At 58.1% G+C, this 22,775-nt stretch carries 21 protein-coding genes and 1 pseudogene; 9 read left to right on the forward strand and 13 right to left on the reverse strand.

The features are described 5' to 3' along the window. Nucleotides 1–66 precede the first annotated feature (66 nt). The 5 genes from ACKLKD_RS06675 to ACKLKD_RS06695 form a co-directional block, all read right to left on the reverse strand. The gene (locus ACKLKD_RS06675) at nucleotides 67–1,200 is read right to left on the reverse strand and encodes an ABC transporter permease (protein WP_080897598.1); all 1,134 of its coding nucleotides are present in this window, start codon (nucleotides 1,198–1,200) and stop codon (nucleotides 67–69) included. Then, entirely contained in the window at nucleotides 1,190–2,929 is a 1,740-nt protein-coding gene (locus tag ACKLKD_RS06680; protein ID WP_080897597.1) for an ATP-binding cassette domain-containing protein, read from the reverse strand. The genes ACKLKD_RS06675 and ACKLKD_RS06680 overlap by 11 nt, the downstream gene beginning before the upstream one ends. Continuing rightward, the gene (hlyD, locus tag ACKLKD_RS06685; RefSeq protein ID WP_025714754.1) at nucleotides 2,922–3,917 is read right to left on the reverse strand and encodes a secretion protein HlyD; all 996 of its coding nucleotides are present in this window, start codon (nucleotides 3,915–3,917) and stop codon (nucleotides 2,922–2,924) included. The genes ACKLKD_RS06680 and hlyD overlap by 8 nt, the downstream gene beginning before the upstream one ends. After that, nucleotides 3,917–4,576: a transcriptional regulator CecR gene (gene cecR, locus ACKLKD_RS06690; RefSeq protein WP_042930026.1), complete on the reverse strand. Its 660-nt coding sequence runs from the start codon at nucleotides 4,574–4,576 to the stop codon at nucleotides 3,917–3,919. Before cecR ends, hlyD begins: the two co-directional genes overlap by 1 nt. Before the next feature lie 73 nt (nucleotides 4,577–4,649). Then, nucleotides 4,650–5,573, reverse strand: a complete 924-nt coding sequence (locus tag ACKLKD_RS06695) for a LysR substrate-binding domain-containing protein (RefSeq protein ID WP_080897596.1) — start codon at nucleotides 5,571–5,573, stop codon at nucleotides 4,650–4,652. On the opposite strand from ACKLKD_RS06695, the pseudogene ACKLKD_RS06700 reads away from it, so the two are divergent. The 8 genes and pseudogenes from ACKLKD_RS06700 (at nucleotide 5,565) to ybiB (ending at nucleotide 14,886) form a co-directional block, all read left to right on the forward strand. Further along, nucleotides 5,565–5,702 (forward strand): annotated as a pseudogene (locus ACKLKD_RS06700) (hypothetical protein). The gene ACKLKD_RS06695 and the pseudogene ACKLKD_RS06700 overlap by 9 nt on opposite strands. 290 nt (nucleotides 5,703–5,992) lie before the next feature. Further along, entirely contained in the window at nucleotides 5,993–7,324 is a 1,332-nt protein-coding gene (locus ACKLKD_RS06705) for an MFS transporter (protein ID WP_080897595.1), read from the forward strand. A gap of 50 nt (nucleotides 7,325–7,374) precedes the next feature. Then, nucleotides 7,375–8,124, forward strand: a complete 750-nt coding sequence (locus tag ACKLKD_RS06710) for an SDR family NAD(P)-dependent oxidoreductase (RefSeq protein ID WP_012542384.1) — start codon at nucleotides 7,375–7,377, stop codon at nucleotides 8,122–8,124. Nucleotides 8,125–8,137: 13 nt separating this feature from the next. Beyond that, entirely contained in the window at nucleotides 8,138–8,983 is an 846-nt protein-coding gene (locus ACKLKD_RS06715; RefSeq protein WP_025714758.1) for a transketolase, read from the forward strand. Beyond that, on the forward strand, nucleotides 8,983–9,975 hold the full coding sequence (locus ACKLKD_RS06720) for a transketolase family protein (RefSeq protein WP_025714759.1): 993 nt from the start codon (nucleotides 8,983–8,985) through the stop codon (nucleotides 9,973–9,975). The genes ACKLKD_RS06715 and ACKLKD_RS06720 overlap by 1 nt, the downstream gene beginning before the upstream one ends. Before the next feature lie 213 nt (nucleotides 9,976–10,188). Next, nucleotides 10,189–11,544, forward strand: a complete 1,356-nt coding sequence (rhlE, locus tag ACKLKD_RS06725; RefSeq protein WP_080897594.1) for an ATP-dependent RNA helicase RhlE — start codon at nucleotides 10,189–10,191, stop codon at nucleotides 11,542–11,544. Between the two features lie 187 nt (nucleotides 11,545–11,731). Continuing rightward, entirely contained in the window at nucleotides 11,732–13,888 is a 2,157-nt protein-coding gene (gene dinG, locus ACKLKD_RS06730; protein WP_025713988.1) for an ATP-dependent DNA helicase DinG, read from the forward strand. Between the two features lie 29 nt (nucleotides 13,889–13,917). Then, nucleotides 13,918–14,886: a DNA-binding protein YbiB gene (ybiB, locus tag ACKLKD_RS06735; RefSeq protein ID WP_080897593.1), complete on the forward strand. Its 969-nt coding sequence runs from the start codon at nucleotides 13,918–13,920 to the stop codon at nucleotides 14,884–14,886. Between the two features lie 108 nt (nucleotides 14,887–14,994). Here the strand turns inward: ybiB and ybiJ are convergent, their stop codons facing one another. The 4 genes from ybiJ to ACKLKD_RS06755 all read right to left on the reverse strand — a co-directional run bounded on the left by ybiJ (nucleotide 14,995) and on the right by ACKLKD_RS06755 (nucleotide 16,842). Beyond that, the gene (gene ybiJ / locus ACKLKD_RS06740; protein WP_004176772.1) at nucleotides 14,995–15,255 is read right to left on the reverse strand and encodes a DUF1471 family protein YbiJ; all 261 of its coding nucleotides are present in this window, start codon (nucleotides 15,253–15,255) and stop codon (nucleotides 14,995–14,997) included. A gap of 285 nt (nucleotides 15,256–15,540) precedes the next feature. Continuing rightward, entirely contained in the window at nucleotides 15,541–15,807 is a 267-nt protein-coding gene (locus ACKLKD_RS06745) for a DksA/TraR family C4-type zinc finger protein (protein ID WP_080897603.1), read from the reverse strand. Between the two features lie 20 nt (nucleotides 15,808–15,827). Then, complete coding sequence (locus tag ACKLKD_RS06750) at nucleotides 15,828–16,088, reverse strand: DUF1471 domain-containing protein (protein WP_087805014.1); 261 nt, start codon at nucleotides 16,086–16,088, stop codon at nucleotides 15,828–15,830. 139 nt (nucleotides 16,089–16,227) lie between these two features. After that, nucleotides 16,228–16,842 carry a flavin reductase family protein gene (locus tag ACKLKD_RS06755; protein WP_080897591.1) on the reverse strand — a complete coding sequence of 205 codons (615 nt, stop codon included), beginning with the start codon at nucleotides 16,840–16,842 and terminating at the stop codon, nucleotides 16,228–16,230. 96 nt (nucleotides 16,843–16,938) lie between these two features. On the opposite strand from ACKLKD_RS06755, the gene rlmF reads away from it, so the two are divergent. Continuing rightward, complete coding sequence (gene rlmF, locus ACKLKD_RS06760; RefSeq protein WP_080897590.1) at nucleotides 16,939–17,853, forward strand: 23S rRNA (adenine(1618)-N(6))-methyltransferase RlmF; 915 nt, start codon at nucleotides 16,939–16,941, stop codon at nucleotides 17,851–17,853. Nucleotides 17,854–17,855: 2 nt separating this feature from the next. Here rlmF and ybiO read toward each other — a convergent pair whose 3' ends face one another. The 4 genes from ybiO to glnH form a co-directional block, all read right to left on the reverse strand. Then, nucleotides 17,856–20,051, reverse strand: coding sequence for a mechanosensitive channel protein (ybiO, locus tag ACKLKD_RS06765; protein ID WP_080897589.1), 2,196 nt, complete (start codon nucleotides 20,049–20,051; stop codon nucleotides 17,856–17,858). A gap of 108 nt (nucleotides 20,052–20,159) precedes the next feature. Further along, entirely contained in the window at nucleotides 20,160–20,882 is a 723-nt protein-coding gene (gene glnQ / locus ACKLKD_RS06770; protein WP_008805775.1) for a glutamine ABC transporter ATP-binding protein GlnQ, read from the reverse strand. After that, nucleotides 20,879–21,538: a glutamine ABC transporter permease GlnP gene (glnP, locus tag ACKLKD_RS06775; RefSeq protein ID WP_002895837.1), complete on the reverse strand. Its 660-nt coding sequence runs from the start codon at nucleotides 21,536–21,538 to the stop codon at nucleotides 20,879–20,881. Before glnP ends, glnQ begins: the two co-directional genes overlap by 4 nt. A gap of 125 nt (nucleotides 21,539–21,663) precedes the next feature. Continuing rightward, nucleotides 21,664–22,410 (reverse strand): glutamine ABC transporter substrate-binding protein GlnH, encoded by a 747-nt coding sequence (gene glnH / locus ACKLKD_RS06780; protein WP_025713995.1) that lies wholly within the window; start codon nucleotides 22,408–22,410, stop codon nucleotides 21,664–21,666. Between the last annotated feature and the right edge of the window lie 365 nt (nucleotides 22,411–22,775).

Here is a 22,775-nt window from a genome sequence, read left to right on the forward strand (position 1 = left end):
TCATGTCGGACCCGGGCGACCGAAACCTACCGCAGGCCCGGTCAGCGCAGCGCCACCGGGCAAAACCTAATCCAGACGCCGCTTGGTTTTCAACCATGTCAGACCGATAAACATCACCGCCGACGCAATCAAAAACAGCACGTTCACCAGCAGCACCACCGGAATATTACCCGCCAGAAACAGGCTTTGCAGGGTGCTGACGAAATAGCGCGCCGGGATCACGTAGGTCACCGCGCGGATCACCGCCGGCATACTGTCTATCTGGAAAATAAACCCGGACAGCATAATCGACGGTAAAAAGGCGGCGTTCAGCGCAACCTGGGCGGCGTTAAACTGGTTGCGGGTTATCGTTGAAATCAGCAGCCCCATGCCCAGGGTGCTGAGCAAAAACAAGCTGGTGATGACAAACAGGATCAGCAGCGAGCCGCGATAGGGCACGCCGAGAATAAATACCGATACCAGCATACAGAGCAGCATCGCCAGCATGCCGAGGAAATAGTAGGGGATGAGCTTGCACAGCAGCAGCTCGGCGCGGGTGATTTCCGTCGACAGCAGCGCTTCCATAGTGCCGCGTTCCCACTCGCGGGCCACCACCAGCGAGGTTAGTATGGCGCCGACCACGGTCATAATGATGGTCACCGCGCCGGGGATAATAAAGTACTGGCTGATGGCGGCCGGATTAAACCAGTAGCGCATCTGCACGTCGATCAGCGGTTCAAAGGTTTCACCGCGGTCTTCCGCCCGCTGCTGCTGCCAGATCTGCCAGATACCTTCCACATAGCCCTGGGCGAAGTTCGCGGTATTGGGCTCGCTGCCGTCGGTAATCAACTGAATCGGCGCACTGGCGCCGGCGCGGGCCATCTGGCGGTCGAAATCGACGGGAATGACCACCATGGCGCGAATGCGCCCGGCCTGCATCATCTCAACCAGCTGCCTGCGGCTGTCGCTGACGGTGGCGTCAATATAGGGCGAGCCGGTCATGGTATGGACGAAATCCAGCGCCTCTTCGCTCTGCTGCTCCAGCAATACGCCGACCCGCAGTTTGCTGGAGTCGAGGTTGATGCCATAACCGAAGATAAACAGCAGCAATAGCGGGATCACCACTGCGATCAGCCAGCTGCTGGGATCGCGGACGATTTGCCGGGTCTCTTTGATACACAGGGCGCGGACCCGTCGCCAGGAGAGGAGGTTACTGCTCATGGTCATTCTCCTTATCCCAGCGGTTAATCAGAGTAATAAACGCCTGTTCCATGGTCGGGTCCGTCTGGCTGTCATCCGCCGCCTGCGCCTTCAGCGCATCCGGGGTACCGCTGGCGATAAGCTTGCCGTGATAGACCAGCCCGATGCGATCGCAGTATTCCGCCTCATCCATAAAATGAGTGGTGACCATCACCGTCACCCCTTTATCGACCATGCTGTTGATATGCAGCCAGAACTCGCGGCGGGTAAGCGGGTCGACGCCGGAGGTGGGCTCATCGAGAAACAGAATATCGGGCTCGTGCATCAGCGAGCAGGCCAGCGCCAGCCGCTGTTTATAGCCGAGCGGCAGCTCGTCGGCGGCGTGGCGGGCGATACTTTTCAGGCCAAAAGCATCGCTCATCCGGGCGATTTTTTCACTTTGCGCCCGGCCGCGCAGGCCATAGACGCCGGAGAAAAAGCGCAGGTTCTGCTCGACGCTGAGGTTGCCGTACAGCGAAAATTTTTGCGCCATATAGCCCAGATGCTGGCGCGCCTTGCCGGAGCTGACCTTGAGATCCATCCCCAATACCAGCGCTTTGCCGGAGGTAGGCACCAGCAGACCGCACATCATTTTGAAGGTGGTGGATTTCCCGGCGCCGTTGGGACCGAGGAGGCCGAAGATTTCGCCGCGCTTGACCTGGAAATCGACATGGTCGGTGGCGGCGAAATCACCAAATTTTTTGGTTAATGATTGCGCCTCAATCACCGTTTCGTCTTTGCTGCCGTCAACGCGATGGATGATCGCTCCCAGCGGCGATTCGGCGGTGCCGGCGCCGCCGAGCAGGTCGATAAACGCGTCTTCAAAGCGCGGCGCCGTCTCCGCCACCTGCAGCGGCGGCATGTCGGCCTGCTGCTGGACCTCATCAATAGGGGCGTCTTTTTTCAGGATCAGGCGCACCGACTTGCCCTGGATCACGCCATCGCTAACCTGCGGCAGCTTTAGCGCCCGCTGCAGCAGACGGCGATTGTTCTCCTGCGAGCTGGAGACAAGGAAACTGCGTCCGGCCATGGTTTGCGTCAGCGCCGTCGGCTCTCCCTGGTAGAGTAGTTTGCCTTCGTTCATCAGCAGTACATCGCGGCACTGCTCGGCTTCATCGAGATAAGAGGTACTCCACAGGATCAGCATGCCGTCGCCGGCCAGCTCGTGCACCATCTGCCACAGCTCGCGGCGGGAGATAGGGTCGACGCCGACGCCAGGCTCATCAAGCAGCAGTACTTTCGGGTCGCCCACCAGGGTACAGGCGAGCCCCAGCTTTTGTTTCATGCCGCCGGAAAGCTTGCCTGCCAGCCGGTCGGTGAACGGCCCAAGGGCGGTAAACTCCAGCAGACGGGCAAATATTTTCTTCCGCGCCTCGCCGGTGACGCTGCGCAGGTCGGCGTACAGGGTCAGGTTTTCCATCACCGTCAGATCTTCATACAGGCCGAACTTCTGCGGCATATAGCCAAGCACCGCGTGCAGGGCGCTGTCGTCTTTTAGCGGGTCGAAGCCGATGACGCTGGCGCTGCCCTCATCGGGCTTGAGCAACCCGGCCAGCATTCGCATCAGGGTGGTTTTCCCTGCGCCGTCGGGGCCCACCAGCCCGGTGACGTAGCCGGCGCGGATCGTGCAGGTCAGCGGCGCTACCGCTGGCCGGTCCATACCGGGAAAACGGCGGCTCAGGCCGTTTAAGGCGATGACGGCCTCACTCATGTCCGTTCCCGTTGTTAAAGGAGACGGTCACCGGCATCCCCTGACGCAGCGCGCCGTCGGCGTCGGTCACCACAATGCGCAGACGGTAGACCAGATCGGTGCGCAGATCGGGAGTCTCGACGGTCTTCGGCGTGAATTCAGCGCTCGGCGAGACAAAGCCGATTTTACCGTGATAGGGCTTGTCCGGCCGGCCGTCGGTATAGAGCAGCACTTCTTGTCCCGGCTGCGCCTGGCCGAGGTTTTTCTCGTCAACGTAGGCGCGGACCCATACCGGATGGGTTAAGGACAGCGTCAGCACGGTGCCGCCAGCGTTCAGCATGGTGCCGGGCTCGACGGCGCGGGTCATCAGGGTGCCGTCAGAAGGGGCGGTGAGCACGGTGTCGTGCAGGTCCAGTTTGGCCTGGGCCAATGCCGCCTGCGCTTGTTCCAGGCTGGCTTTGGCCTGCGCTATCTCCTGCGGGCGGTTACCGGCGCGGTACTGACGCAGCTTATCCTGCGCCGATTTGAGCGTTGCCTGCGCCTGGTCACGTGAGGAGCGGGCGTTCTCCAGATCGTTGGCGGAAATGGCGCTGCTGGCGCGCAGCCCGAGCTGGCGCTGATAAAAGTTTTGCGCATAGTCGTAAGCGGCCTGCGCCTGTTTTACCGCCGCCGCGGCCTGGGCAATCTCTTCCGAGCGGTAGCCGGCCATCATCAGGTCATACTGCGCCTGGGCGGTGGAGACATTGGCCTGGGCCTGCAGCAGGGCGTTTTCATAGGGGGCACGGTCAAGCTCGCCGAGGGTTTGCCCGGCGCGGATGCTGTCGCCTTCGTCGACGGTCAGCGAGGCTAGCCTGCCGCCGACGCGGAAGCTCATGTTGACGGTGCGGATATCGACATTGCCATACAGGGTCAGCGGCTGCTGCCGGCTGTTCTGGTACCACCACCAGCCGCCGCCCAGCGCGGCGAGAATAATCACAATCAACAGAATGACGACGACGGGTTTTTTCATCAGCCCAAACTCCTTTGCGATAACCCATGCAGAATGAAATCGATATGGCAGGTAATGACTGCGAAAATTTGTTCGGTTTTTTGCGCGTCAAACTGCGTCCAGCCGGTGCGCAACAGAATGGTTTCGCGCCCGAGACGAAAAGCCAGCACCTCGCCCAGCAGGGCGTGGGTGTGGAGGATCATTTGCGTATCACCGGCATCGCGGCCGGTCCAGGCGGCAATCAGCCGGGTGAGATAGTGGTGCAGGGGGGCGATCACCTGCTGGTGGATCAGATGGTACGCGGCGGTCGGCGCCAGCTGCTCACGGGAAATGAACTTGCTTAAGTTAACCGTGTCATCCTGGGTCAGCAGCAGGATCATGTTGTGGCAGGCGCTGAGGATCAAGGTGCGTATTGCCTGGCGATCGGGGGCCTCACTGGCAAGCAAGGCCTCTGCCGCTTCAGCGTGCGGACGAAAATTATCCCCGATAAAATCGGCGATCCACTGGGCGCAGGCGAGGTACAGGTCGTCTTTCGAGCCAAAATAATAGGTGATCGCGGCGATATTCTGCCCGGCCTGGGCGGCGATATCGCGGGTGGTGGCATGCTGGCCGTATTCGCCAAACTGGGCGATAGCGGCTGCGATAAGCTGACTTTTTGCCTGTTCGCCTTTAGTGGTCATCGCGTTCTGCAAAAATTAATCAATCGATTGATTAACTTTAGGCGCCGACTGGCGGTTTGTCCACCCGCCAGGACTAAATATGAAAACCGTCTTCCTGTAGCTCCCCGGCGACCCAGGTGAAGAAGCGCTGAACCTTCTCCTTCTGTTCATTGGCGTGGGGGAGAACGAAGTGGTGCGCGCCGACCGGCATACTCCGCTCGTCGGCAAATACCGGCGTCAGCTGCCCCTGGCGCACATGGCCGCCGGCCAGCAGATTGCTTTCAAGGATCACTCCCATCCCCATTCGGGCTGCCTCAATACTCATGTATGACCGGTCGAAGTTAAAGATAAAGTTTTTGTGCCAGCCGCGGACCTTGTGCCACGACAGCCAGTTGCTCCAGTTAATTAAGGTACTGTCGGAGTGGATCAGATCGCAGGCCAGCAGATCTTCCGGGGTGCGAACAGGGTGGTCGGCTAAATAAGAGGCTGCGCTGTAGGGCAGTACGCATTCATTTTTAATGGTTCTGACCATCAGCGTCGGCCACTGTGACAGGCCGTGGCGAATATCGATATCAATATTATCCCGCGAGAACTGGATGCTTTCATATGAGCAGGTCAGGCTGATTTTTAACGTCGGCCACGCCTGGCGGAATTTATCCAGACGAGGCATCAGCCACAGCAGGCCGAAACTCGGCGCCGAGTGAATACGTAAATAATCCTGATGAATATCGTTGATCACCTGGCTGGTGGCCTGGCCAATCATATTCAGCGCGCCGGAAACCTCTTTGAGATATTTTTCTCCCACCGCGGTCAACATGACGCCCTTGCTACTGCGGGAGAAGAGTTTTTTCCCCAGAAAGTGCTCCAGGCTGGCTATCTGGTGGCTGACCGCCGAGGCGGTAATGTTGAGATTCTCTGCGGCCAGGTTGAGACTGCCGGTATCGGCGACTTCAATAAACGCCTGGATATTGCGTAAAGAGGGCATCGGCAAATTTTTATTGGGCAGCGGTTGACTCATGACGGCATCCTGCGCAGGGCGCGAATAAAATAAAATAGCGAACAGCGTGGCGCAGCCAGGATAGCCAGCATAGGGAAAAGCGAAAAAACAACGTTAATTTGTGATGGGCTTAACAATTTATCTCATTAAAAGAGCGCCTGTCAGTAAACGCTAAAAATTTGCGGGAAGTCACTAACTCAATTTTTCTCAATCATAATTGAGGTTTTTTGAATACCGTTTCATTGTGGGGTTGTTATATTCCTCTCACAGGCCTGATCACAAACGGCGATGCGTTGAGATCGCCATAATAAAACACCTAACCACCTGTTTAGCTGAGCGAAAAGATATTTATCTCCTGCTGCTGTATGGAAAGTGAAAACGCGGTGATCCGAAGCGGCAACGGGCAGTGAGGTGGATGAGGTATAAGATGAGGAAACCCTATGTCACGTATAGATACACTAGTCTGTACTGACGCCAGGAAAACAAAATATCGTCTCGTAGTTTTGACGATGATTTTTCTGGTGTATGCCATAAATTACGCCGACAGAACAAATATCGGCGCGGTACTGCCGTTTATCATTGATGAATTTCATATCAACAATTTTGAAGCCGGGGCGATTGCCAGTATGTTTTTCCTCGGCTATGCGGTAAGCCAGATCCCGGCCGGCTTTTTCATCGCCAAACGCGGTACCCGGGGGCTGGTCTCACTGTCCATTTTCGGTTTCTCCGCCTTTACCTGGCTAATGGGCACGGTAAGCTCGGTGTTTGGCCTGAAGCTGGTGCGGTTGGGACTGGGCCTTAGCGAAGGGCCATGCCCGGTGGGGCTGGCTTCCACCATAAATAACTGGTTTCCACCAAAGGAGAAAGCCACAGCAACCGGCGTATATATCGCGGCCACTATGTTTGCGCCGATTATCGTCCCGCCGCTGGCGGTGTGGATTGCGGTGACCTGGGGCTGGCGATGGGTCTTTTTCTCCTTCGCGATACCCGGGATTGTGGCAGCGATAGCCTGGTATTTATTGGTGAAGTCAAAGCCATCAGAAAGCGGATTTGTTTCACAAAGCGAACTGGCAGAGATTAATGCCGGGCGTGAAAGTCATAATAATAGCGTACGCGAAAATATATTAATTGCCGATCGATTCACCTGGCTGGATAAAATCATTCGGGTAAAGAAGATGGCGCCAATTGATACGGCGAAAGGCTTATTCACCTCAAAAAATATTCTCGGTGACTGCCTGGCGTATTTTATGATGGTTAGCGTGCTGTACGGATTATTAACCTGGATCCCCCTGTATTTAGTCAAAGAGCGTGGCTTTGATGTAATGAGTATGGGCTTCGTAGCCAGTATGCCGTGCATCGGCGGCTTTATTGGCGCGATCGGCGGCGGGTGGATTTCAGATAAAGTCCTGGGCCGCCGACGTAAACCCACCATGATGTTTACTGCGGTGTCAACGGTGGTCATGATGTTAATTATGCTGAATATCCCGGCGAGCACCCTGGCGGTCTGTATTGGATTATTTTTTGTCGGTTTTTGTTTGAATATCGGCTGGCCGGCTTTTACCGCTTACGGTATGGCCGTTTCGGATAGCAAAACCTATCCGATCGCTTCTTCCATAATTAATAGCGGCGGCAACCTCGGTGGATTTGTCGCGCCGATGGCAGCCGGTTTCTTACTTGATAAAACGGGGAGTTTTAATTCTGTATTTACCTATTTTGGTATCTGCGCCGCCATTGGTTTGGTGGTGATTCTCTTCCTCGATGAACCACAATAACGGAAATATATCCTGTTAATTAATATGACGTAATGTCATGGAGTGAAACTATGTTATTAAAAGATAAAGTCGCCATTATTACTGGCGCGGCCTCCGCACGCGGTTTGGGTTTCGCCACCGCGAAATTATTCGCCGACAACGGCGCGAAAGTGGTCATTATCGACCTCAATGGCGAAGCCAGCAAAACCGCGGCGGCGGCGCTGGGTGAAGGCCATCTTGGCCTGGCGGCCAACGTCGCCGACGAAGTGCAGGTGCAGGCGGCCATTGAACAGATCCTGGCGAAATATGGTCGGGTCGATGTACTGGTCAATAACGCCGGAATTACCCAGCCGCTGAAGCTGATGGATATCAAGCGCGCCAACTATGACGCCGTGCTCGATGTCAGCCTGCGCGGCACGCTGCTGATGTCGCAGGCGGTAATTCCCACCATGCGGGCGCAAAAATCCGGCAGCATCGTCTGCATCTCTTCTGTTTCCGCCCAGCGCGGCGGCGGTATCTTCGGCGGCCCGCACTACAGCGCGGCAAAAGCTGGGGTGCTTGGCCTGGCGCGGGCGATGGCGCGCGAACTGGGCCCGGATAACGTCCGCGTTAACTGCATCACCCCGGGGCTGATTCAGACCGACATTACCGCCGGCAAGCTGACCGACGACATGACGGCCAACATTCTTGCCGGGATCCCGATGAACCGCCTCGGCGACGCGGTAGACATCGCGCGCGCCGCGCTGTTCCTCGGCAGCGACCTCTCTTCCTACTCCACCGGTATCACCCTGGACGTTAACGGCGGCATGTTAATTCACTAAGCGAGGCAAACAGATGAAGATCACCGAATCACAAAAAGTCGCCGCGGCGGCGTGGCGTATTCGTCGCTACGCCCTGCAAATGGGGGAAGTTCAGGGGCAGGGCTATATCGGCCAGGCGCTGGGCTATGCCGATGTACTGGCGACCGCCTTCAGCCACGCGATGACCTATCGCCCGGAAGATCCCGAGTGGGAGGGGCGCGATCGCTTCCTGCTCTCTCACGGTCATTACGCCATCGCCTATTATGCCGCGCTGCTGGAGGCGGGCATTATCCCGGAAGCCGAGCTGGAAACCTATGGCTCCGACGACAGCCGCCTGCCGATGTCCGGTATGGCGACCTACACGCCAGGGATGGAGATGTCCGGCGGTTCGCTGGGGCAGGGGCTGTCCATCGCCGTCGGTATGGCGCTCGGGCTGCGGCAGAAACAGAGCACGGCCTGGGTCTACAACTCCATGTCCGATGGGGAACTGGACGAAGGGTCGACCTGGGAGGCGGCGATGTCGGCGGCTCACTATGGCCTGACCAACCTGATTAATCTTGTCGACGTCAACAAACAGCAGGCTGACGGCGATTCACGCAAAATCCTCGGCTTCGAGCCGCTGCATGAAAAATGGGCCGCATTCGGCTGGTACGTACAGCGCGTGGACGGTAACGATCTGGCGGCGGTGATGGCCGCCTTTGACAACGCGAAAAGTTATTCCGGCAACCAGCCGCGGGTCATTTTATGCGACACGCTGATGGGCAAAGGGGTGCCGTTCCTCGAAACCCGCGATAAAAACCATTTTATTCGCGTCGATGCAGACGAATGGCAAAAAGCGATCGCCGTGCTGGATGCTAACAAACCGGAAGGAGTGCTGTAATGAGCCAGAGTCAACCCCGTTTAAAAACGTCGGCGATGATCGCCTCGATTGCTGATGAAGGCCAGGCGACCGTCTCTGCGCCCTTCGGCGTCGCGTTGTCAAAACTGGCGGCGCAGCGCCCGGAAATCGTCGGCATGACCGCGGATCTGTCAAAATATACCGACCTGCATATTTTCGCCCAGGCCTTCCCGGATCGTTTTTTCCAGATGGGAATGGCCGAACAGCTGCTGATGGCGGCGGCAGGGGGGATGGCGAAGGAGGGATTTATTCCCTTTGCCACCACCTATGCCGCCTTTGCGACCCGTCGCGCCTATGATTTTATCCATCAGGTTATCGCCGAAGAGCATCTGAACGTGAAGATCTGCGCGGCGCTGCCGGGCCTGACGACCGGCTATGGCCCTAGCCATCAGGCCACCGAAGATCTGGCGATTATGCGCGGTATCCCCGGGATGGTCATCGTCGATCCTTGCGATGCGCTGGAGATCGAGCAGGCGGTGCCGGCTATCGCCGATCACCCTGGTCCGGTGTATATGCGCCTGCTGCGCGGTAAGGTGCCGCTGGTGCTGGATAAATACGACTATCAGTTCGAACTGGGTAAAGCGAAGCTGCTGGAGGAGGGCAACGATGTGCTGATCATCTCCTCCGGGCTGATGACCATGCGCGCGCTGGAGGCGGTTGAAAAGCTGCGGGCCGATAACATCAGCGTGGCGGTCCTGCACGTGCCGACCATCAAACCGCTGGATGAAAAAGCGATTATTGAACAGGCGTCGAAGCCGGGTCGTCTGGTGGTAACCGCCGAGAACCATACCGCGGTCGGCGGGTTAGGGGAGACGGTGGCCGCGCTGCTGATGCGTAAGGGCGTGCGCTGTGAGCTGGATAGCGTGGGGCTGCCCGACGCGTTCCTGTTAGCCGGGGCGCTGCCGACCCTTCACGATCGCTATGGCATCTCCACCGCGAAGATCGTCGAAAAAATTAAGTATCGTCTGCGTTAACCGCGCTGCAATGACGCACCAGGCCGCTGAGCGCGCTCAGCGGCCTGCTCCCCCCGCCAGATAAACCCGGCATTCTTTTGCAGATTTTATGCGGCCTGTCACAAAATCTGCTAGACTGCGCCCCTTCATGGCATTGTGGTTTTTGCCATCTCTATCGCAATAATCTCCCTGAAAACTACGCCCTTCACCGGGCCGGGGCGGTTCGGAGTTGTTATGTCTTTTGATTCCCTTGGCCTGAATCCCGATATCCTGCGCGCTGTCGCTGAGCAGGGCTACGTTGAGCCGACCCCTATCCAGCAGCAGGCCATTCCAGCGGTACTGCAGGGCCGTGACCTGATGGCCAGCGCCCAGACCGGCACCGGTAAGACGGCGGGCTTTACCCTGCCGCTGCTGCAGCGCCTGATCCAGAATGAGCCGCACGCAAAGGGCCGTCGTCCGGTACGCGCGCTGATCCTGACCCCGACCCGTGAGCTGGCGGCGCAGGTGGGCGAGAACGTCCGCGATTACAGTAAATACCTGAATATTCGCTCGCTGGTGGTATTCGGCGGCGTGAGCATCAACCCGCAGATGATGAAACTGCGCGGTGGCGTCGATATCCTCGTCGCCACCCCGGGCCGTCTGCTGGACCTTGAACATCAGAACGCGGTCAGTCTGGATAAAGTAGAAATCCTTGTGCTGGACGAAGCGGACCGCATGCTGGATATGGGCTTTATCCACGACATCCGCCGCGTACTGGCCAAACTGCCGGCGCGTCGGCAGAACCTGCTGTTCTCGGCGACCTTCTCCGACGAGATCAAGGGCCTGGCCGAGAAACTACTGCACAACCCGCTGGAAGTGGAAGTGGCGCGCCGCAACACCGCGTCCGAGCAGATCACCCAGCACGTCCATTTCGTTGATAAGAACCGCAAGCGCGAACTGTTGTCGCAGCTTATCGGCGAAGGCAACTGGCAGCAGGTGCTGGTGTTTACCCGTACCAAGCATGGCGCCAACCACCTCGCGGAGCAGCTGAACAAAGACGGCATTCGCAGCGCGGCGATCCATGGCAACAAGAGCCAGGGAGCGCGTACCCGCGCGCTGGCCGACTTTAAATCCGGCGGCATTCGCGTGCTGGTGGCGACCGATATCGCTGCCCGTGGTCTGGATATCGAAGAGCTGCCGCACGTGGTGAACTACGAGCTGCCGAACGTACCGGAAGATTACGTCCACCGTATCGGGCGTACCGGCCGCGCGGCGGCCACCGGCGAAGCCTTGTCGCTGGTGTGCGTGGATGAGCACAAGCTGCTGCGCGATATCGAGCGCCTGCTGAAAAAAGAGATCCCGCGCATCGCGATTGCCGGCTATGAGCCGGATCCGTCCATTAAAGCCGAACCTATCCAGAACGGTCGCCAGCAGCGTGGCGGCGGTCGTGGTCAGGGTCAGGGACGCGGCGGCCAGGGGCAGGGGCGCAGCGGACAGCCGCGCAGCCAGAGCAGCGCCCCGCGTCGTCAGGACGGCGAGGCGCCGAAAGCGCGCACTCAGGACGGCAAACCGCCGCGCCGCCGTCGCCCGCGTAAGCCGGCTGGCGAATAACGCGCTGGTGCCCCGGCCGCGATAACGCGGCCCGGCTCAGGCCCGTCTGTCCGCTACGCGGCGGCGGGCCTTTTTCTTTCCGTTACACTATTTGTCGAGCACGCTTCCACTCTCAGCAGAAAGCAATACCTCCGGGCAGGCAAAAATGGCACAATAGTGGCTGTTTATACAGTATTCAGGTTTTCTCATGGCTTTGACCGCTGCGCTGAAAGCGCAAATCGCCGCCTGGTATAAGGCGCTTCAGGAACAGATCCCGGACTTTATTCCCCGCCCTCCGCAGCGGCAGATGATCGCCGATGTGGCGAAAACGCTCGCCGGGGAAGAGGGCAGGCATCTGGCTATCGAAGCGCCGACCGGCGTCGGTAAAACGCTGTCATACCTGATCCCCGGGATCGCTATCGCCCGTGAGGAGCAAAAAACGCTGGTGGTCAGTACCGCCAACGTCGCTCTGCAGGATCAAATCTACAGTAAAGACCTGCCGCTGCTGCGTAAAATCATTCCCGATCTGCGCTTCACCGCCGCCTTCGGTCGTGGGCGCTACGTCTGCCCGCGCAACCTGACGGCGCTGGCCAGCACCGAGCCGTCGCAGCAGGATCTGTTGGCGTTTCTCGATGACGATCTCACCCCGAATAACCAGGCCGAGCAGAAGCTGTGCGCGACCCTGAAGCAGGATCTCGACAGCTACCGCTGGGATGGCCTGCGCGATCACACCGACAAAGCCATTGACGATGCGCTGTGGAGCCGGCTGAGCACCGATAAGGCCAGCTGCCTGAACCGTAACTGCCACTACTATCGCGAGTGCCCGTTCTTTGTGGCGCGGCGGGAAATTCAGGAGGCGGAAGTGGTGGTAGCCAATCATGCGCTGGTGATGGCGGCGATGGAAAGCGAGGCGGTGCTGCCGGAGCCGAAAAACCTGCTGCTGGTCCTCGATGAAGGCCATCATCTGCCGGACGTCGCCCGCGACGCGCTGGAGATGAGCGCCGAGATCACCGCCCCCTGGTTTCGCCTGCAGCTGGATCTGTTCTGCAAGCTGGTTGCCACCTGCATGGAGCAGTTCCGCCCGAAAACCACGCCGCCGCTGGCCAATCCGGAGCGGCTCACCGGCCATTGCGAAGAGCTGTTCGAGCTGATTGCCTCGTTGAATAATATTCTCAATCTCTACATGCCCGCCGGTCAGGAAGCGGAGCATCGTTTCCCGATGGGCGAACTGCCGCAGGAGGTGATGGAGATCTGCCAGCGGCTGGCGAAGCTCACCGAGATGCTGCGCGGGCTGGCGGAGCTGTTCCTGAACGATCTCAGCGAAAAGACCGGCAGCCATGACGTGGTGCGCCTGCATCGGGTGCTGCTGCAGATGAACCGCGCGCTCGGTATGTTTGAAAGCCAAAGCAAGCTGTGGCGCCTGGCGTCGCTGGCGCAATCCTCGGGTGCGCCGGTGACTAAATGGGCGACGCGGGTGGTGCGCGACGGCCAGATCCACGTCTGGTTCCATTGCGTCGGCATCCGCGTCAGCGATCAGCTGGAACGGCTGCTGTGGCGCAGCGTGCCGCATATCGTCGTGACGTCAGCGACGCTGCGCTCGCTAAACAGCTTCTCGCGCCTGCAGGAGATGAGTGGTCTGAAGGAGAAAGCGGGTGACCGCTTCGTGGCGCTGGATTCGCCGTTCAACCACGTGGAGCAGGGGAAAATTATTATTCCTCAAATGCGCTATGAACCGTTGATGGATAACGAAGAGCAGCATATAGCCGAGATGGCGGCCTATTTTCGCCAGCAGGTAGAGAGCAAGAAACATCTCGGGATGCTGGTGCTGTTTGCCAGCGGGCGGGCGATGAACCGCTTCCTTGAGCATGTGACCGATCTGCGCCTGATGCTGCTGGTGCAGGGCGACCAGCCGCGCTATCGGCTGGTGGAGCTGCATCGCAAACGGGTGGAAAGCGGCGAACGCAGCGTGCTGGTGGGTCTGCAGTCCTTTGCCGAAGGGCTGGATTTAAAGGGCGAGCTGCTAAGCCAGGTACATATCCATAAAATCGCCTTTCCGCCCATCGACAGTCCGGTGGTGATCACCGAAGGCGAATGGCTGAAAAGCCTCAATCGTTACCCTTTCGAGGTACAGAGTTTGCCCAGCGCCTCCTTTAATCTTATTCAGCAGGTGGGGCGTCTGATCCGCAGCCATCACTGCTGGGGAGAGGTGGTGATTTACGATAAGCGCCTGTTGACCAAAAACTATGGCGCGCGTCTACTGAACGCGTTACCTGTTTTTCCCATAGAGCAGCCGGGCGTCCCGGAGGTTATAGTAAAACGGAAAGCAAAACAGACAGCAAAACAGACAGGCCGCAAACGTCGCTGACGCCGGCGCGTGATGCACCAGGGGGAGCCATGGAGTACAGCAAAATTATAAAAGAGGTGGGTCGCGGTAAGAATCATGCCCGCGACCTCGATGAAGAGACCGCCCGCGCGCTCTACGCGCGGATGCTGGACGGCGAGGTGCCGGAGCTGGAGCTGGGGGGAATATTAATCGCCCTGCGTATCAAAGGCGAAGGCGAAGCGGAGATGAAAGGGTTCTACGCGGCGATGCAGCAGCATACGCTGCGCCTGACCCCGCCCACCGGCAAGCCGATGCCGATCGTTATCCCCAGCTACAACGGCGCGCGCAAGCAGGCGAACCTGACGCCGCTGCTGGCGATGCTCCTGCACAAGCTGGGATTTCCGGTGGTGGTTCACGGCGTCAGTCACGATCCCACCCGGGTGCTGACCGAAACCATTTTTACCCTGCTGGACATTCCGGTCACCCGGCACGCCGGACAGGCACAGGCGCAGCTGGAGGGGCATGAGCCGGTGTATATCCCGGTGGGCGCCTTCTGTGCGCCGCTGGAGAAACAGCTGGCGATGCGCTGGCGGATGGGCGTGCGCAACAGCGCCCATACCCTGGCCAAGCTGGCCACGCCGTTTGGCGAAGGGGAGGCGTTGCGTCTCTCCAGCGTGTCGCATCCGGAATATGTTCCGCGGGTGGCGAACTTCTTTCGTGAGACCGGTGGCCGCGCGCTGCTGATGCACGGTACCGAGGGCGAAGTGTACGCCAATCCGCAGCGCTGCCCGCAGATCAGCCTGATCGATGAGCAGGGTGTGCGGGTGCTGTACGAACGCCAGACTGCGACGGCAGCGGAGGCGGTGGTTCTGCCGGCGTCGAAAGATCCCGAGGTCACCGCGCGCTGGATTGAACGCTGCGTCGCCGGTGTCGAACCGGTGCCCAATTCGTTGAAAATTCAGCTTGCCTGCTGTCTGCTGGCCAGCGGGGAAGTCACAACCCTGGAGCAGGGCTTCAGCCGCGTCGACGACTGCTGGTAATCGGATCTGCAGGATAAAAAAAAGCCCGTCCGGTGGCTCGGACGGGCAAGGCAAGGGTATTAAAGGCCTTTTCAGGGTTAATTCAGTGGCTTACCGAGGGAACAGCGATTATTTGTAGATAACCGCGGTACCGCTCAGTTTGTTGTTGGTGTTGGCGGAAGTGATGCTGTAGCCGGTTGCGCCAGCGGCTTCGGCTTTAGCAGCCAGTTTTGCTTCCAGACCATCTAAAGTGGTTGCGCCTTGCGCAGACACCACGCCAATTTTATTCATGCTTTCAGCCTGAGCGGGGGTAACCGGCTCAGCGGCAAAGGCACCGAAGGAAAGGGCGGTCAGGGCGATGGCAGCGGCAGCATATTTAATATTTTTCATAGTTAATCTCTCGCAGGTTGTTCTGTTCAGGGGACGATGTTCCGTCGATGTGATAAGTATCACGCTTTTTTGCGAGAGATAAAATCGAAGGAAATTCACAGTCTTCATCGAATTTTTTGAATGATTAATAATTTACTGATTATTAATAAATTATTTCTCATTCTTTTCGTCACGAAGCGTAGCGAGGAAGACCGACGCGTTTAAGGGCACATATTGCGACTTTTTCCGCTAAAAAATGTGCGCGAAAAGATAATGCGAAAGGCTGTCATGAACGGTAAAGGCAAGTCAGCGTAGCTGGCTATCCTTGGATCCGCGACGATTATATCCTGAAAATGTATTGTTATGTAAATCTTTCTCCTGCTGGCACTTCACACAGTATTTGACCCCAGGAATGGCCTGTCGACGGGCCTCCGGAATCGGCTCTCCGCATTCATCACAAAATTTGTTGCTTTCACCGCGCGGAAGCTCGCGGCGGGCGCGAGCCACCGCATCGTCAATGGTGCTGTCGATCTGATCCTGAACGGCGCCATCGCCTGCCCAACCTGATGCCATCATCTGCCTCCTGTAAAAGGTTATTGATAAATTATAGCTGAACCGTACAGCCGGTTGCCGCTGCTGGCGGCATTGACCCGCCAGGCCAGTGCCCGCTGGCGGTGGGCCTTATCTGCGAGAGCGGCAACCAGGTCATCAAGGGTGCTGGCACCGGAGGCGGAGACGGTACCGACAGGCCGGAGCGGCCCGACCGGCGTCGGGGCATCTGGCGGCGGAAGGGAAAAGGCTGCGTTGGCATAGATGACAAGCGCAGCGGCGAACAGCAGCGAGGTAATTTTCATCAGCATATCCTCATAAACAGCATGGGACATAGCTTAAGTGTAGGCCCGTCAAGGCTGCGTGTGAGGGGATTTTTTATGTAAAAACAAGGATTTTTGCTGCAACCGGCGCAGGTATGGTTCTCCGCGCCGATGTTGTGCGTTAGCGGGCGTCCGGGCGGATCATGTCAAAACGCAGGCTGTCATCAATACTGTAGTAGGCGCTCGGGCCGCCGGCGCGCAGGATCGGCTGGGCCCGGGCGGTTTGATAGATGCCGTTGTCCAGCAGTGATTCATCAATATGCACGGCGACCACTTCGCCGAGCACCAGCCACGTATCGACAGGGTTGCCGTCGGCGGTGGTGAGCTGAATACACTGCGACAGACGACACTCAAAGTTCACCGGGCTCTCCGCGACCCGGGGGGCGCTGACCAGACGGCTGGCGGCGGCAGTGAGACCGGCGCGGACGAATTCGTCCTCATCGTGTGGGATTGAGGCGGAAGTTTCGTTCATCGCGGCGGCCAGCGGGCGCGTCGCCAGGTTCCAGACGAACTCTTTCGTTTCGACGATATTTCGCACGCTGTCTTTCCAGCCGCTGCTGGCGAAACCAATGATCGGCGGCCGATAGTTAAAGCAGTTAAAAAAGCTGTATGGCGCCAGATTACGCTGGCCCTCAGCGTCCTGTGAGGCGATCCAGCCTATCGGACGAGGCCCGATAATCGCGTTCAGCGGGTCATGCGGCAGGCCGTGGCCCTGCGAAGGTTGATAAAAGTACATGCTGCACCTGTCACGGATAATAGAGATATCCAGACTCCCTTATTTACCGCGCCGCCGTCAACGGGTATCTTACGCGGCTGTTCAAAGGAGATTGTCATGAAAGCCCAGAAACCGGGGTTACACCCGCGTAACCGTCACCATCAACGCTACGACCTGCCCGCGCTGTGCCAGGCGCATCCTGACCTGCAGGGATACATTACGCTCAATCCGCTGGGTGAGCAGACTATTGATTTTGCCAATCCGCAGGCGGTCAAGGCGTTGAATAAAGCGCTGCTGGCGCATTTCTACGCGGTTAAACACTGGGACATTCCTGACGGCTTTCTCTGTCCGCCGGTGCCCGGGCGGGCCGATTATATTCATCATCTGGCGGATCTGCTGGCCGGAGACAGCGGTGAGGTGCCGAAGGATGCCACGATCCTTGATATTGGCACCGGCGCCAACCTCATCTATCCCCTGATTGGCGCTCACGAGTACGGCTGGCGTTTTACCGGCAGCGAAATCAGTCCGCAGGCCTTCGCCAGCGCACAGGCGATTGTCAATGGCAACCCCGGCTTGACCCGACAGATCCGTCTGCGCCGGCAAAAAGAGAGTCAGGCCATCTTCCACGGCGTGATCCACAAAAACGAGACCTACGACGCCACGCTGTGTAATCCGCCGTTCCATGACTCTGCAGAGAGCGCCCGGGCGGGCGGTGAGCGCAAGCGCCGCAATCTCGGACTCGGCGCCGACAGCGGGCTTAACTTTGGCGGTCAGCAGCAGGAGCTGTGGTGCGAAGGGGGCGAAGTGGCCTTTATCTCGCAGATGATCCGCGAAAGCCAGGACTTCGCCCGCCAGGTGAAATGGTTTACCTCGCTGGTGTCGCGCGGCGACAATCTGCCGCCGCTCTACCGCCTGCTGACCGAGGTTGGGGCCGTGAAAGTGGTGAAAAAAGAGATGGCCCAGGGGCAAAAGCAGAGCCGCTTTATCGCCTGGAGCTTTATGGACGACGCCAAACGCCGCCGTCCGTTCTAACGCTACTCCGCGGCCGGGCTGTCTGAGCCCGGCATCGGCAGCTGTTGCCAGGTCTGTACCGGCGCGCGAACCCCGGCGCGATCGAAGTGCTTTTTCACCTGAGTGTCGAGGGCAAAGCGCACCGTCCACTGCTTCAGTGGCAGGGTAGTGAAGCTGACGCGTAGCGTAAAGGCGGTATTGCTCAGCCCCACCAGCCCGGCGAATGATGGTTCGCCAATGATCAGGCCGCGGATCTCCTCCTGGGCCAGCAGATCGTCCACCGCCGCCTTCAGCGCCTGGCTGGCTTTATCCAGATCCTCATGACGGTCGACATCATAGTTGGCGACTACCGAGCCAATGCCGCGCACGAAGTTGGCAAAAGTGGTGATCGAGGACCAGGGAATAATGTGATAGGCGCCGGTATCCTGGCGCACCCCTACTGAGCGAATCGACATGCGTTCCACGGTACCGGTCAAAGGGCCGATGGTGACCAGATCGCCGGTGTTCATCCCGTTTTCAAACTGGATAAATATGCCGGTGATAATGTCTTTGACCAGGGTTTGCGCGCCAAACGAAATCGCCAGCCCTAACGCCCCGGCGCCCGCCAGCAGCGGCGCAATGTTAACCCCAATCTCCGAGAGCAGGATCATCACCGTGATGGTGCTGATCACCACCGCCAGCGCGTTGCGAAACAGCGTCAGCAGCGTTCGGGCCCGCGCGCTGGGCAGCGGGCGGCCATGAATATCCGAGGCCAGCCGGTTTTCGATCAGGCTGGCCAGCACCGTCCAGCCGATGGCAGAGAAGAAGAGGATGAGGGCGATGCGGATCAGCACATCCACCGTTTTTTGTCCGGCATCGTTATGCAGCCATTCGCGGAAGTCAAACAGGCCCCAGGCGCTCAACAGCAGCATGATGGCGACGCAGACGGTGAGAATACGCGCCGCCTTCAGCGAGGCGGAGATCCAGCCGTTGAGCCGCTTTTGCAGCTCAGGATAGTTTCGCTGGGTCGCGGGCGACAGGGTGATGGTTTTGGCTATCCAGCGCGACAGGATGCCGGACACCAGCGCCGCACCGCCGATAATCGCCAGGCTGCGCAGAGTGGCGCCCATCATGAATTTCAGGCTGTTGCCCGGGTCGAACAGGGAGAAGAAAAAGAGCACCACAAAGTAGGCGCAGGCCAGCCAGTGCCAGACCAGCGCGAAGGCGCGGATAAACAGGCTAAAGAAGGCGAGTGAGTGGTCGGCCAGGTGGATCAGCCCCTGAGTAATCACCGCTTTGTTATGAAAGATCAGATACAGCGCCCACAGCGTAATGCACAGCATAATCACGACGTTAGCCAGTGCGCCAATCTGCACATTCATCTGGTTGGAAATAATCGGCACGGCGACGATCAGGCCGTAGCCGATCAGGCTGCTGAGCGCGCTCAGGCGCAGACTCCAGTATGACGCGGCCTCGTCGCCGAGATTAAAGGGCCTGAGCGCCGGGATGCGTGGGCAAAAAATGAGCCGCAGAATGGCTTTAAAGAACTCAATCAGCGCGAAGGCGTTGAGGAAAAGGCTCTGCTGGAAGGCGATGGTGGGGTTATTACCATTCAGGCGATCGCTTAACAGCTGACCGACAAACAAGGTCAGCGTCAGCAGCAGCAGGTCGATGATAAACGCCCCGGCGATGGTCAGGGGCAGCTGGAGCCAGTTACCGCGATCGCGATTTTTATGCCGTCCCCATTCGCCCATTTTACGATACAACGGCAGCGCTGCGAGGCGCACCAGCCACCAGAAGGCAAACACCAGCCCGGCCAGTAGTAAAAAATGCCAGGCCGCGCTGGTAAAGGTTTGCAGATTAAAGGGCTTATGCGGTGAGCCGGTGATATTGCGCCACAGCTGGGAAAAGCGTGACGAGAGCTGCTCACCGTATTCCCGACTGATCTGGGTGACGTTCTCCAGCACCGTGGTCTCTTCTTTCACCGCCGGTGGCGTCAGCGTCGGGGTGTTATCGGGCGGCGGCGTGGCGGCCGCTTTCCGCAACTGGTCAATAAGCTCCTGACGGGCGCTGTCGTTGGCCAGCACGTCGGCCAGGGCGGCATAAGCCGCTCTTTTCTGTTCTACATCGGGTTCGCTGGCGCTGTTTTTATCGGTGTTGGCCGCCGGGACGCCGGGCAGGGCGGCGGCGGAAAGCGGGGCAGTAAACAGCGCGGCGAGCAAAAGCAGGATCCACGGCATGGGCACCTCCGTTGCAACGTAAACGGGTAAGTATAGAAGCCGATGGCGAAAGGGGAGGGAAGAGGAATCTGGAAAGCGGCTCTCTATGGGGGAGAGAGCCGCTGTGGATTAAGCGACGTGCTGCAGGAATTCGCGCAGGCGCGGGCTTGGCGGGTTCTTCACCAGCTCCTGCGGGTTGCCGTCTTCGGCGATCCGGCCTTTATCGATAAAGATCAGCCGCGAGGCCACTTTTTCGGCGAAACCGATTTCGTGGGTCACGATCACCATCGTCATGCCTTCTTCCGCCAGATCCTGCATCACCTTGAGCACTTCATGGCGCAGTTCCGGGTCGAGTGCTGAGGTCGGTTCATCAAACAGCATCATCTTTGGCTTCACCGCCAGCGCGCGGGCGATGGCTACACGCTGCTGCTGGCCGCCGGAGAGTTCAGACGGATAGTGATGCGCGCGCTCAGCCAGACCGACTTTCGCCAGCAGATCTTTCGCCTGTTTCTCTGCCGCCTGCTTGCTGGCGCCGCGGACCCGCAGCGGACCAAACATGACGTTCTCCAGCGCCGTCAGGTGCGGGAACAGATAAAACTGCTGAAATACCATCCCGGCTTCCTGACGGATCAGACGTTCGTCCACCTTCGGGTCGTTGACCTTCAGGCCATCGACAATCAGATCGCCGCTGGTGATCTCTTCCAGTTTATTGATGCAGCGCAGCATCGTTGACTTACCGGAGCCGGAAGGGCCGATAATGACCACCACCTCACCCTGATTAATCTTCAGGGAGATATCGTGCAGCACCTGGGTCGGGCCAAAGTGCTTGGAAACGTTTTTAAATTCAATCACAGGATTTTCATCCTTCTTTCAAGACGGCGCAGAATAAAGCTCAGGACCAGGGTGATAATCAGGTAAATCACGGCAACGGCGCTCCAGATTTCCAGGGCGCGGAAGTTGCCCGCGATGATCTCCTGTCCCTGACGGGTCAGTTCGGCGACGCCGATGACGATGAACAGCGAGGTGTCCTTGATGCTGATGATCCACTGGTTGCCCAGCGGCGGCAGCATGCGGCGCAGCGCCAGCGGCAGGATCACGTGGCGAATGGTTTCGCGACGCGACAGGCCCAGCGCCAGGCCCGCTTCGCGGAAGCCTTTATGAATGGAGAGCACCGCGCCGCGGGTAATTTCCGCGATATAGGCGCCCGAGTTAATCATGATGGTCACTACCGCTGCGGAGAAGGGGTCGATGCGCAGGTCGCTAAAGGCCATCGGCAGCGCAAAGTAGATGAACATGACCTGCACCACAATCGGGGTGCCGCGAATGATTTCAATAAACACCAGTGCGATGTGGTTGGCGATCCAGCCGCCGAAGCAGCGGGCGAAACCGGCCACCAGACCGATTATCAGGCCGCCGGCCAGGCCGAGGACGGAAATCCACAGCGTCATTTTGGCGCCTTCCAGCAAAATCGGAATGGCAGGCCAGATGGCACTCCAGTCAAACTGCATAATACGTTCCTGTTACCGTGTCGAGAGCAGAGGAATGCCTCCGCCAAAATACGCTCTTCCGCACAGCGGGCATCGGAAGATCGTGGTTATTTCGCCGGACCTGCGTCCGGCGAAGTTGATTCTTATTATTTTGGTTCAGTGCCGAACCATTTTTTATAAATTTCGTTGTAGGTGCCGTTCTCGCGCAGCGTTTTCAGCGCGCCGTTCACTTTCTCACGCAGCTCGTCGCTGCCTTTCGGGAAGGCGATACCGTAGTTTTGCGCTTCCAGTGATTCCCCTACCGCTTTGAACTTGCCGTTGCCGGCGGTCTTGATGAAGTAGAGAATATTCGGTGTATCGTGCAGCACGGCATCAGCGCGGCCGGTACCCAGCTCCATGTAGGCGTTATCGATGTTCGGGAACTGACGCAGGTCTTTGGTTTTGATATTGGCTTTCGCGTAATCAACGGAGCCGGTACCGCTCTTCACCGCCACCACTTTACCGTTCAGATCTTTGACATCTTTGATGTCGTTATTGTTGGCGTTAACCATCACCAGCAGGCCGCTTTTGTAGTAGCCGTCGGAGAAGTCGATCGCTTTTTTACGTTCTTCGGTGATAGTGATCCCGGCCAGCGCCAGATCGATATTTTTAGTTTGCAGCGCCGGGATAATGCCGCTGAAGTCCATTGGCTTCAGGGTGTAGTCGAGCTTCAGCTCTTTAGCGATAGCCGCCCACAGGTCAACGTCAAACCCGACATATTTATCGCCTTGCTTAAATTCGAACGGGACGAACGCCGTATCGGTGGCGACAACCAGCGTCTTATTGGCGGCATGGGAAGAAACCGCAAAAGCCAGGGTCAGTGCAGCCAGTGAAACTTTAAATACAGACTTCATAGCATTTCCTTTTATATCCACGGGACGATCCCCTGCGAGAACGACTAGCCTAATGAAAAAATCGTGCCACTTTTACAACTTGTTGTTTTCTAACAAACGAAGCGGCAGTGGTTGCACAATATCGATCGTTTGGGATAGCGATCGCACCATAACGGGGCGTTATTTTGGTGCATCATCAGGTCGCTGAATTACGAGCCCATTTTTAGCGCAAACACTGACGGGAAAACAATCTCGGTGTAACGATTGTGTGAGGTGATTATTACAATTGTTTTACTTTTGTGCGCATTTTCATCAATACGCTGCCCTAAAAAGGTGCATGACCCGCTGTTGATGAATGGCTTGAGAAGAAAAGGGAAAGGAAAAGC

This window comes from Klebsiella sp. 10982 (assembly GCF_048589245.1).
Lineage (GTDB): Bacteria > Pseudomonadota > Gammaproteobacteria > Enterobacterales > Enterobacteriaceae > Klebsiella > Klebsiella quasivariicola.

Coding starts and splice junctions, on each gene's coding strand:
- ACKLKD_RS06675 (WP_080897598.1), bottom strand. CDS start 1,200: ATGAGCAGTAACCTCCTCTCCTGGCGACGGGTCCGCGCCCTGTGTATC.
- ACKLKD_RS06680 (WP_080897597.1), bottom strand. CDS start 2,929: ATGAGTGAGGCCGTCATCGCCTTAAACGGCCTGAGCCGCCGTTTTCCC.
- hlyD (WP_025714754.1), bottom strand. CDS start 3,917: ATGAAAAAACCCGTCGTCGTCATTCTGTTGATTGTGATTATTCTCGCC.
- cecR (WP_042930026.1), bottom strand. CDS start 4,576: ATGACCACTAAAGGCGAACAGGCAAAAAGTCAGCTTATCGCAGCCGCT.
- ACKLKD_RS06695 (WP_080897596.1), bottom strand. CDS start 5,573: ATGAGTCAACCGCTGCCCAATAAAAATTTGCCGATGCCCTCTTTACGC.
- ACKLKD_RS06705 (WP_080897595.1), top strand. CDS start 5,993: ATGTCACGTATAGATACACTAGTCTGTACTGACGCCAGGAAAACAAAA.
- ACKLKD_RS06710 (WP_012542384.1), top strand. CDS start 7,375: ATGTTATTAAAAGATAAAGTCGCCATTATTACTGGCGCGGCCTCCGCA.
- ACKLKD_RS06715 (WP_025714758.1), top strand. CDS start 8,138: ATGAAGATCACCGAATCACAAAAAGTCGCCGCGGCGGCGTGGCGTATT.
- ACKLKD_RS06720 (WP_025714759.1), top strand. CDS start 8,983: ATGAGCCAGAGTCAACCCCGTTTAAAAACGTCGGCGATGATCGCCTCG.
- rhlE (WP_080897594.1), top strand. CDS start 10,189: ATGTCTTTTGATTCCCTTGGCCTGAATCCCGATATCCTGCGCGCTGTC.
- dinG (WP_025713988.1), top strand. CDS start 11,732: ATGGCTTTGACCGCTGCGCTGAAAGCGCAAATCGCCGCCTGGTATAAG.
- ybiB (WP_080897593.1), top strand. CDS start 13,918: ATGGAGTACAGCAAAATTATAAAAGAGGTGGGTCGCGGTAAGAATCAT.
- ybiJ (WP_004176772.1), bottom strand. CDS start 15,255: ATGAAAAATATTAAATATGCTGCCGCTGCCATCGCCCTGACCGCCCTT.
- ACKLKD_RS06745 (WP_080897603.1), bottom strand. CDS start 15,807: ATGGCATCAGGTTGGGCAGGCGATGGCGCCGTTCAGGATCAGATCGAC.
- ACKLKD_RS06750 (WP_087805014.1), bottom strand. CDS start 16,088: ATGAAAATTACCTCGCTGCTGTTCGCCGCTGCGCTTGTCATCTATGCC.
- ACKLKD_RS06755 (WP_080897591.1), bottom strand. CDS start 16,842: ATGTACTTTTATCAACCTTCGCAGGGCCACGGCCTGCCGCATGACCCG.
- rlmF (WP_080897590.1), top strand. CDS start 16,939: ATGAAAGCCCAGAAACCGGGGTTACACCCGCGTAACCGTCACCATCAA.
- ybiO (WP_080897589.1), bottom strand. CDS start 20,051: ATGCCGTGGATCCTGCTTTTGCTCGCCGCGCTGTTTACTGCCCCGCTT.
- glnP (WP_002895837.1), bottom strand. CDS start 21,538: ATGCAGTTTGACTGGAGTGCCATCTGGCCTGCCATTCCGATTTTGCTG.
- glnH (WP_025713995.1), bottom strand. CDS start 22,410: ATGAAGTCTGTATTTAAAGTTTCACTGGCTGCACTGACCCTGGCTTTT.